Here is a 5,792-nt window from a genome sequence, read left to right on the forward strand (position 1 = left end):
GGTGCTGCGTCGTTTTGAGCTGGGCCAAACGGGGTTACATCCAGTCAAGCTGTTTCATCATGACCGTAAGACACCGTTCGAAGGCGAGTACTTCGTCCTGGCTTTTGGTGAGGCCAAGGATACTTTTGTGCCGGAGGAGTCGCCTAAGGTCAGGAAAATTCCTTTTACTAAAAAAGATCTCTGGGGGCCAAAACATTCGGATAATGAATATGGCTTGGCTTTTGAAGAAAGGGTTATGCAAGGGGCTGATTTGTGGATGGAGAAAAAATTGCGGCATGTTTTCTTTTTAAGTGATCGCTTGGTAGAGGCACTAAACGCCGAAAAACTGACCAAGCCATTGAAGCCCTATCGCTGTCGCGTTGTTTCCAATCTGAACTAATTCAATTTTTTAAAAGGGGGGAGGGGTATGGCCGGGGGTATAAAGCATCTTTTTCAGGTTCATCACTGTTTGATGAGAGAGCTGCCCAATCAGCTTGTGAACGCATCGCCGAAAGCGTAACCGTCAGCGTCGATGGCCAGATGCTGACGCCTACGCTTTGGGCTAAATAAACGCAACACCAACAACCAACACAGGAGAAACACCATGAGCTACCGAACCCTTGATGCCTGCGTCTGGGCCACTAACTGCCTGACCGATGGCGAACTGATTTATGGTTTTAGATCCGATAAAAGTCTGGAGGACGAAGAGCGCGCGGCGGATACCATGAACCGTGCAGAGCGTGGAGAACCGCAACCGGCCGATTGCTTTCCGAAGGAGATGTATGTTGCCAGTGAATACGAAAAAATAAAAACAGTGCCGGATATATTTACCAGTGGATTCTGGGTGGTATCAGCCCGTTTCGCCGATGTGCTGCGTCGATTCGATCTGGGAAAGACTGGATTGCACCCGGTAAAACTCTTTCATCACGACCGCACGACACCGTTCGAGGGCGAGTACTTTACGCTGGCCTTCGGCGAGACCAAAGATACCTTTGTGCCGGAGGAGTCGCCAGAGGCTGGTCAATCTCCCTTTATGCGTAAGGATATGTGGGCGCCAAGTTTGGGGGGGAGGATGATGGTCTTGCGTTAAATAAAAATGCCTTGGAAGGCGTTGATCTTTGGATGGAGAAAAAGCTAGTCGAAGCTTTTTTTATGAGTGACCGCTTGGTAGAGGCGCTTAAAGCCGAAAAACTGACTAAGCCATTGAAACCGTATCGCTGTCGCATCGTTTCCAATCTGCACTAATTCAATCTTTTAAAGGGGAGCAGGGGTATGGCCGGGGGTATAAAGCATCTTTTTCAGATTCATCACTGGTTGATGAAAGAGCTGCCCAATCAGCTTGTGAACACGCCGCCGAGAGCGTAACCGTCAGCGTCGATGCAATGGCCAAACACTGACGCCTACGTTTTGGGCTAAATAAACGCAACACCAACACAGGAGAAACACCATGAGCTACAGAACCCTAGATGCCCGCGTCTGGGCCACCAACTGCTTGACCGATGGCGAACTGATTTATGCTTTTGATCCAGATAATTATTTAACGGACGAAGACAGCGCGGTCGATGCCATGAAGCGAGCCAAACTTGGCGAGCCGTTACCGAAGGATCGCTTTCCGAAAGAGATGTATGTGACTAGTAGCTATCAGCGGTTCAAAAAGGTGCCAGACATCTTCTGTGCTGGGTTCTGGGTCGTCTCGTCTCGTTTCGCCGATGTGCTGCGTCGATTTGATCTGGGAAAGACTGGATTGCACCCGGTAAAACTCTTTCATCACGACCGCACGACACCGTTCGAGGGCGAGTACTTTACGCTGGCCTTCGGCGAGACCAAAGATACCTTTGTGCCGGAGGAGTCGCCAGAGGCTGGTCAATCTCCCTTTATGCGTAAGGATATGTGGGCGCCAAGTTTGGGACGCGAGAATGATGGTCTGGCATTGAACAGTGAAGCTCTTCAGGGTGTTGATTTATGGATGGAAAAGAAAATGGTGCATGTGTTTTTCCTAAGTGACCGCTTGGTAGAAGCGCTAAAAGCCGAAAAACTGACTAAGCCATTGAAGCCTTATCGCTGTCGCGTCGTTTCCAACCAAGACTAATTTCATTTTTAAAAGGGGGTAGGGGTATGGCCAAGGGTATAAAGCATCTTTTTCAGATTCATCATATTCTACCGAATCAGCTTTTTAATAACCCCGAGACTCGCTCGGGATTACAAAAACTGTTTGGCGACGACTATCTTAATCTCCGCGACAGCATGGAGAATAAGACCGCTCTATATCGAGATGCGGCGCAGGCCGAGACGATCAAGCAATCGCTGCTAAGCGGCGATAATTTCTATCGTGATATCGGCATCGGCGGTAGTTATCATGAGGGCGGGCATCCAGGGTACAACCAGTTTCTTTTGGATCAGGTGGGGCTTATTCTCAACGCGCCAGACGAAGTGCTGAGCAGTGAGCAGAAAAAAGTCGCTTTTTTTGACCTAGCGCGTTTTGCCAGCGAAGTCTCCGAGGGCACGGCCACCTTTGATGGCAAGCCCTTGTCCCTGGCCGGGGGCGACGCTAATACAAAAATTCTGAATGAGGCTTGGAAAGCCAAGCAGCTCGACTACACCGCCCCCGATGTGCTGACCCAGGATGGCCTGGGTGACTTTATCGAGCATTTTAATCAGGCGGATATTACCGATAAAGGCACTGATGGCCAGGTCAACACCGAGCACCGCCTGATAGTCACTGAGAAACAAACCAAAGCATTTTACGAGTTGGGTGTGATCAGTGAAGAAACTTATCACGCGTATCTTAACAAGCTGGCGGATATCCGAAAGAGCATCGAGTCCTCAGGCCCTGGGAAGGGTAAGGGAGGTGACATTTCCAATATCTTCTATAAGAACAGCTACGATAAGGCAAAAGCTGACGGCCAACCTTTGTCGGCAGAAGAGACAGTCAGGCGTGAGTCAGGCATCAATAACGACGGCCAGCCGCTCGCCCAAACACTGCACAAGGAGAGTGGCCCTACCCAGGTATCGATGGAGGCCGCCCCGGGGCTGGCGGTGGAACTCGAACAGCGGCACCTGCAGTTGCCAGAGGCCTTTACCGCGCTGGATCAGGAAATCCGCCTCAGCCTTGAAAAATCACTGGTGGGCGTCGGCGGCGGAATCATCGGTGATGCCGGTGAGTTCCTCAATCACTCCTACGATAGCCTCAAACACGGCCTGGATACCGGCGATTGGCAGCCGATGCGCCAGGATGTCGAGACGTTCGGGGCCGCTATTGTGCTGAGTGCGTTTGTGGTTGTTGGTACGACGGTATTGGCCGGTGTTGTGGGTGGACCGGGCGCTGCCGCCTTGGTGGCGAATGGATGGGCTATTTATGGGATCGCCGATGGCCTGAATAATATCAGCGAGCTGATCGGTAAGGTTGTTCATGATGCGCCTTACTGGGTGGATATGCTCTCCGGCGGCTTTATGTCCTGGCTTAAGGGCGAGTTTGGTTATGCCAGCAAGGTCGTCTCGCCGCTGGTATTGGATTTGGATGGCGATGGCGTGGAAACCATTGCCCTCACCGATGGGGCCTATTTTGACCACGACGGCAATGGTTTCGCTGAGAAGAGCGGCTGGGTCAGCCCGGATGATGGCCTGCTGGTGTGGGACAAAAATGGCGATGGCAAGATCAGCGACGGCAGCGAACTATTCGGCAACCACTCGTTAGGCAAAGATGGCGAGAAGGCAGAACATGGCTTTGCCTCCCTGGCTGTACTGGACACCAACGACGATGGTGTTGTCGATGCGCAAGATGCAGATTTCGCTAGCCTGCAGGTATGGCAGGACAAAAATGGCGATGGTCGTGTGCAGGCGGGCGAACTGCTCTCCCTGGCAGACGCCGGGGTGGCCTCGCTCAGTATTGCGTTTGATTCCGCGTCAGAAACGGACGAGGCCGGCAATCTGCATTTGCAGCTTGGCTACTTCACCCGTACCGACGGCAGCGAAGCTGCGCTGACCGATGTCTGGTTTCAGCACGATTTGATGGATACCCGCGATGGCACGCCCCCACCGAACGACGATGCGGTCTCAGTCGGCCCCGGCCTGGTGGGTTACGGCAACGTGCATGATTTGCACACCGCGGTAGCGCTAGACGAAAGCGGTCTGTTAGGCAGCTTGATCGAACAGTTTGGCGCAGAACAGGATATTGCCCGCCGCCACGCCCTCATCGATGAGCTGCTATTCGCTTGGACGGGCGCCAATGCGCACGCGCCCGATAGTCGAGGGCAGTATATCGAGGATGCCAGAAAGCTGTATGCGGTGGAGGCTTTCATGGGTGAAAAGTTCGTGCAAGGGGCGGGCACCAACGCTGGGCTGAATGATCCGGGCCCTAATGCGGCCCGGTCGCTTACGGAAACCTATCAAGCCTTAGCCGCTCAGGTATACGCCAGCTTGGCGATTGAGTCCCATCATGCCGAATGGTTTGGGGAGGTCGGCATCGATACGAATGGCTCGGCATGGCACTTCGAAACACAAGCCCTAGTGGATCGTTTCTCTGAGGCGTTTCAAAATGATGGATGGTCGGGAATTGCTCGGATACTGGAGTTCGCTGACACCCTAAAACGGGCCGATGTGCCGCTGACTGATGCGCTACTCCAGCAGCTGAACGCCCAAGGCGCGGCCGATGGCTCAGACTTCGAACGGCTGCTGGCGGGACTTGGGCAGGTAAACCGATTCGAAGATGCACACGGCAACGCCGTTAGCGCGAATGGCGCACTCAAACTGGTTGGGTTTGACGACCAAAACGACCAGCTCCAAGGGAGTGTTGGCGACGATGAGCTATTCGGCCTTGCGGGGGATGACATCCTTATAGGCGGTGCTGGTAAGGATAGGCTTGATGGTGGTGATGGTGATGACATTCTGACCGGCGGTGGCGGCAATGACCATCTTGAAGGGGGCAAGGGATCGGATACGTATCGCTTCGCCACCGGCTGGGGCTCGGACTATATCGACAACTACGACCCCAACCCCGACTCGGTCGATGTCATTGCGTTTGAGGCCGGTATTGCCCCGGAGGATATCACGCTGAGCCGTGACGGTAGCGACCTGATTCTGCGCCTTACCGGCAGTGAGGATCGCATCGAAGTGCGGAGTTACTTTTACAACGATGCCGCAGCCTCCTACGCGGTGGAAACGATTCGTTTCGCTGACGGCACCAGTTGGTCAGTAGAAGACGTTAAAGCTCAGATACTGATCGGGACTCCTAGTGACGATTACCTAGCAGGCTACGACAGCAATGACCTCTTAGTCGGCGGTGCGGGTAACGATAGGCTCGAAGGAGGAGACGGTGATGACGTGTTGGAGGGTGGTCTTGGCGACGATGTCCTCGAAGGGGGCAAAGGCTCGGACGTGTATCACTTCGCCCGTGGCTGGGGTTTTGATCGCATCGATAATTATGCCTCCCGTGATGAAGAAGCGGTTGACGTCATTGACTTTGCGGCGGACATCGCCCCGAGCGATATCACGCTGAGCCGTAACGGTAGCGACCTGATCCTACGCCTTACCAACGGTGAGGATCGCATCGAAGTGAGGAGTTACTTTTACAACGATGCCGCAGCCTCCTACGCGGTGGAAACGCTTCGTTTCGCTGATGGTACTGCTTGGTCGATTGAAGACGTCAAGGCCCAACTGCTGATGGGAACGCCGGGCGATGACCACCTTATAGGGTACATCAGCGATGACACCTTAGTCGGTGGTGCGGGTAACGATAGGCTCGAAGGGGGCGATGGCAATGACACCCTGATCGGTGGTGCCGGCGACGATGTGCTCAAAGGTGGCAAAGGTTCGGA

At 53.7% G+C, this 5,792-nt stretch carries 4 protein-coding genes; all 4 read left to right on the forward strand.

Features of this window, described 5'->3' with window-relative positions; genetic code table 11:
- A partial coding sequence (locus JI62_RS20735) for a hypothetical protein (RefSeq protein WP_170938612.1) occupies nt 1-379 on the forward strand: 379 nt, incomplete at its 5' end.
- 204 nt (nt 380-583) lie between these two features.
- Nucleotides 584-1,069, forward strand: a complete 486-nt coding sequence (locus JI62_RS20740; RefSeq protein WP_088701995.1) for a hypothetical protein — start codon at nt 584-586, stop codon at nt 1,067-1,069.
- A 357-nt stretch (nt 1,070-1,426) separates the two neighbouring features.
- Nucleotides 1,427-2,068, forward strand: a complete 642-nt coding sequence (locus JI62_RS20745; RefSeq protein ID WP_088701996.1) for an imm11 family protein — start codon at nt 1,427-1,429, stop codon at nt 2,066-2,068.
- 26 nt (nt 2,069-2,094) lie between these two features.
- Nucleotides 2,095-5,792 (forward strand): calcium-binding protein (locus tag JI62_RS23115; protein WP_170938613.1); only part of this gene is annotated, 3,698 nt, incomplete at its 3' end.

This window comes from Halomonas campaniensis (assembly GCF_002211105.1).
Taxonomy (GTDB): Bacteria; Pseudomonadota; Gammaproteobacteria; order Pseudomonadales; family Halomonadaceae; genus Vreelandella; species Vreelandella campaniensis_A.

What these genes read in the sequence shown, in the direction of transcription:
- JI62_RS20740 (WP_088701995.1), top strand. Translation starts at nt 584, where the DNA reads ATGAGCTACCGAACCCTTGATGCCTGCGTCTGGGCCACTAACTGCCTG.
- JI62_RS20745 (WP_088701996.1), top strand. Translation starts at nt 1,427, where the DNA reads ATGAGCTACAGAACCCTAGATGCCCGCGTCTGGGCCACCAACTGCTTG.